At 70.2% G+C, this 4,238-nt stretch carries 3 protein-coding genes and 1 pseudogene; all 4 read right to left on the reverse strand.

Going from position 1 to position 4,238, the window contains the following annotated elements:
• Nucleotides 1-842: pseudogene (locus QN345_RS16065) on the reverse strand (hypothetical protein); the annotation flags it as partial.
• Between the two features lie 301 nt (nt 843-1,143).
• Nucleotides 1,144-2,655, reverse strand: coding sequence for a ribosome biogenesis GTPase Der (gene der / locus QN345_RS16070; RefSeq protein ID WP_134450163.1), 1,512 nt, complete (start codon nt 2,653-2,655; stop codon nt 1,144-1,146).
• Nucleotides 2,648-3,340 carry a (d)CMP kinase gene (gene cmk / locus QN345_RS16075; protein WP_134450162.1) on the reverse strand — a complete coding sequence of 231 codons (693 nt, stop codon included), beginning with the start codon at nt 3,338-3,340 and terminating at the stop codon, nt 2,648-2,650. Before cmk ends, der begins: the two co-directional genes overlap by 8 nt.
• Before the next feature lie 3 nt (nt 3,341-3,343).
• A partial coding sequence (locus QN345_RS16080; RefSeq protein ID WP_323508866.1) for a prephenate dehydrogenase occupies nt 3,344-4,238 on the reverse strand: 895 nt, incomplete at its 5' end.

A 4,238-nucleotide genomic window follows, 5' to 3' on the forward strand; every position in this document is an offset into this window, starting at 1 on the left:
TGCTGCCGGACGGGCCATCGATCGGCGATCTGCTCGCTGGACTGGCCCGCTCGGGAGTGGAAGTGCGCGGCCTCGTCGAGGCGCTGCCGGGCCAGCCAGGCGACGGCCCAGCGGTAGTCGGCGGCGAGGCCGTCGATGAGGTCTTCGGCCACCTCGTGGGCGTCGGTCGCGTCGTGGCCCCAGGCGAGTTCGAGCTCCAGCACGAACAGGGCGTCTTCGAACCGGGCGCGGGGTTCGGCCAGGGCATCGGTGAGCCGGCGCACGATCATCAGGGCCTCGGCCTGGGCGCTCGGCTCTGAGCTGGCGTCGAGCAGCAGCACGACCCGGAGCGTGGGGTATTCCTGCAGGGCCGCGGACCAGAGCGAGGCGCGCAGGGCGTGCGGCCCGGTTCGGGCACCGGCACTGTCGCCCCCGGCGACGAGCACGGTCAGGGCCTCCTGGCGTGCGGCGAAGTGACGCTCCAGTTCCCTGCGCGGGACGCGCACGTGCTCGTTCAGCCGGATCAGGGCGCCCTGCCGAGCGGCTAGGTAGCAGAGGAGCGCGATCGCACACAGGGTCGCGCCAGCCACGGACAGCGCGCGGTCGAGGATCGACCAGGGCGCGCCGTCGATTCCCGTCTGGCGGAGGATGACGACGGCGAGCAGGGCAGCCCAGCCGACCACCACGGTGAAGATGGCGGCGCGACCATAGGCGATCTCGGGGACGCCTCGGCGCGATGCCCGGGCAGCGGGCGGCGCGATGCGGGCATCCGACGGCGCAGTCGACGCGAGTGGTGCGGCGGGCGGCACCGTTCGGGCGGCGAAACGTTTTCGGGTCAGCGAAGCAGGGAACTTCGTATGCATGGACAATCCTCGGGTAAGGCTTGAATGTCGAAATCCCCGATTCGGGCGGGGATCCGACACGTGTGGCGGGTGGCGAGCTCCCCGATTCGGGCGGGGATCCGACACCTGTGGCACCGCTGGGGCGCTAGCCCGAATGTAGAGGAGAGCGCCGATGCGCGACAGTCCCCGGTTCGGGGCGGCGGCGCATCCGTGCACGTCGATCGGCCCGGCAACATCGCCACAGGCGCTTAAACGACGGATGCGTCGCCTCCCCCTACCGGGGACGGCGACGCATGCGTCAGGTCAAGCGTGGAACGACTGCTTAGCGCTTGCGCTTCTCGCGGACGCGCATGCTGATGTTGATCGGGCTGCCCTCGAAGCCGTAGACCTCGCGGAGGCGACGCTGGATGAAGCGACGGTAGCCCGGGTCGAGGAACCCGGTGGTGAAGATGACGAAGGTCGGCGGGCGGCTCGAGGCCTGGGTGCCGAACAGGATGCGCGGCTGCTTGCCGCTGCGCACGGGGTGCGGGTGCTCTGCGGCGAGCTCGGCGAGGAAGGCGTTGAACTTGCCGGTGGCGACGCGGGTGTCCCACGACTCGAGGGCGACCTCGAGGGCGGGGACGAGCTTCTCCATGTGGCGGCCGGTCTTCGCCGAGATGTTCACGCGGGGGGCCCATGCCACGTGGGCGAGGTCGAGCTCGATCTCGCGCTCGAGGTACCGGCGACGGTCGTCGTCGATCTGGTCCCACTTGTTGAAGGCGAGCACGAGGGCGCGGCCGGATTCGAGGACGAGGTCGATGACGCGCACGTCCTGCTCGGAGATGACCTCGGTCACGTCGATGAGCACGACGGCGACCTCGGCCTTTTCGAGTGCGGCGCTCGTGCGGAGCGAGGCGTAGAAGTCGGCGCCCTGGGAGAGGTGCACGCGACGGCGGATGCCGGCGGTGTCGACGAAGCGCCAGACCTTGCCGCCGAGTTCGACCTGCTCGTCGACCGGGTCGCGGGTGGTGCCGGCGAGCTCGTTGACGACAACGCGCTCTTCGCCGACGACCTTGTTGAGGAGGCTGGACTTGCCGACGTTCGGGCGGCCGAGGATGGCGACGCGGCGGGGGCCGCCGACTTCCTGCTTGGCGACGGCGGAGATCTCGGGAAGCTTCTCGAGGATCGCGTCGAGCAGGTCGGCGACGCCGCGGCCGTGCAGGGCCGAGACGGGCCACGGCTGGCCGAGGCCGAGCGACCACAGGTTGGCCGATTCGGGCTCCTGGCGCACGTCGTCGACCTTGTTGGCGACGAGGAAGACCGGCTTGCCGGCCTTGCGGAGCAGGCGAACGACGGCTTCATCGGTCGAGGTCGGGCCCACGTTGGAGTCGACGACGAACATGACAACGTCGCACAGCTCGATGGCGAGCTCGGCCTGCATGGCGACGGAGGCGTCGATGCCCTTGGCGTCGGGCTCCCAGCCGCCGGTGTCGACGATGCTGAACTTGCGTTCGTGCCATTCGCCCTTGTAGGTGACGCGGTCGCGGGTGACGCCGGGGGTGTTCTCCACGACAGCCTCACGGCGGCCGAGGATGCGGTTGACGAGCGCCGACTTGCCGACGTTCGGGCGGCCGACGATGGCGATGACCGGCAGGGCCGGGAGGTAGGTGATCGCGTCGGGGTCGTCCGTCACCGAGTCGAGGACATCGAAGTCCTCGTCGTCGAGGTCGTAGTCGTTGAGCCCGGTGCGGAGGGCGGCGGCGCGCTGTGTCGCCAGGTCGTCGTCGAGATCGTCCAGTCTTGCCCCGAGGTCGGGGTCGAGATCGGGAAGTGTTTCGTCGTATTCGTTAGTCATGCGAGGTCCTCGCGGTACGTGTGTTGATGACCTCGATGACCGCGCCAATGGTCTGTTCGAAGTCGAGATGGGTGGAGTCGACGGTGTTCACACCGTCTGCGGCGCTCATGAATTCGACGACCTGTGAGTCGGCGCGATCCCTCGATCGCAACTGATCTGCCACGGTTTGAGCCGATTGAGTCGATATTTCCGCAGAGCGCCTAGCCATTCTAGCTTGTTCGGATGCCGTGAGCAGGATCCGGACCTCCGCCTCCGGTGCGACGACGGTCGTGATGTCCCGTCCTTCGACGACGATTCCGGGCCGGTCGACGCCCGCTGCGATGCTGCGGAACAGCGCGGTGAGGTGGGCGCGCACGGCGGGGACGCGGGCGACGGCGCTCACGATCGCCGAGACGGCCGGCTCCCGGATGGCCTCGGTGACGTCGACCGCTCCGACGCTGACGGCCGGGTCGTCGGGGTCTGTGCCGATCGCATAGTCGAAGGAGGGCAGGGCGCCGATGACGGCATCCGTGTCAGCGGGGTCGATGGCGCGGTCGCGCACGAACCAGGCGAGGGCCCGGTAGGCGGCGCCGGTGTCGAGGTAGCCGTAGCCGAGGCGGCGGGCGACGGCACGGCTGACGCTCGACTTGCCGCTCCCGGCGGGGCCGTCGATGGCGACGACGAGCGGATGCGTGGATTCAGTCATGTGCTAGCCGGCAATCCGCCAGCCGCGTGCGGCCAGCTCTTCGGTGAGGCGGGTGACGGCCTCTGGGAGCACGGAGATCTCGGCGAGGCCGAGTTCCGCACCGGGTGAGTGCTCGAGCCGGAGGTCTTCGACGTTGACGCCGAGGGCGCCGATCTCGTTGAGGAGCCGGGCGATCTGGCCGGGTGTGTCGTCGACCATCACGGTCAGGGAGACGATGCGGCGGTCGTGGCCGTGCTTGCCGGGCAGCCGGGAGACGCCGGCGTTGCCGCCGGCGAGTTCTTCGGCGACGCGGCGGCGGGCGCCGGGGGCCGCCGGGTCGGCGAGGGCGGTGATGAACCGGTCGAGGTCGTCGCGGTATGCGGTGAGGATCTCGCGCACCGGGGCCGCGTTCGCGCCGAGGATCTGCACCCACAGTTCGGGGTCGCTCGCAGCGACGCGCGTCACGTCGCGAAGGCCCTGGCCGGCGAGGTTGAGGGACGCGGCGGGGGCATCCGTGAGACGCCGGGCCATCAGGGTCGAGACGACCTGGGGCACATGGGAGACGAGGGCGACGCCGCGGTCGTGGTCTTCGGGACTCATCTCCACGAGGGTCGCACCGAGGTCGAGGATGAGGTCGTCGATCGCGGTGGCCTGCTGGTAGCTGATGCCGTCGTGGGCGGCGACGACCCAGGGCCGACCGAGGAAGAGGTCGGCGCGTCCGGCGAGGGGTCCCCCGCGTTCGCGGCCGGCGAGGGGGTGCGAGCCGATGTAGCGGGAGATGTCGGCGCCGCGGGCGCGCAGTTCGGCGAGGGGCGCGAGCTTGACGCTCGCGACATCCGTCACGATGGCGTCGGGGAAGGATTCGAGTTCGCGGGCGACGATCTCGGCGGTCACGTCCGGCGGCACGCCCACGACGATG

Source organism: Cryobacterium sp. 10I1, assembly GCF_035019805.1.
GTDB classification, from domain to species: domain Bacteria; phylum Actinomycetota; class Actinomycetes; order Actinomycetales; family Microbacteriaceae; genus Cryobacterium; species Cryobacterium glucosi.

Excerpts from the sequence above, each read along its gene's own strand:
- der (WP_134450163.1), bottom strand. The coding sequence starts at position 2,655 with ATGACTAACGAATACGACGAAACACTTCCCGATCTCGACCCCGACCTC.
- cmk (WP_134450162.1), bottom strand. The coding sequence starts at position 3,340 with ATGACTGAATCCACGCATCCGCTCGTCGTCGCCATCGACGGCCCCGCC.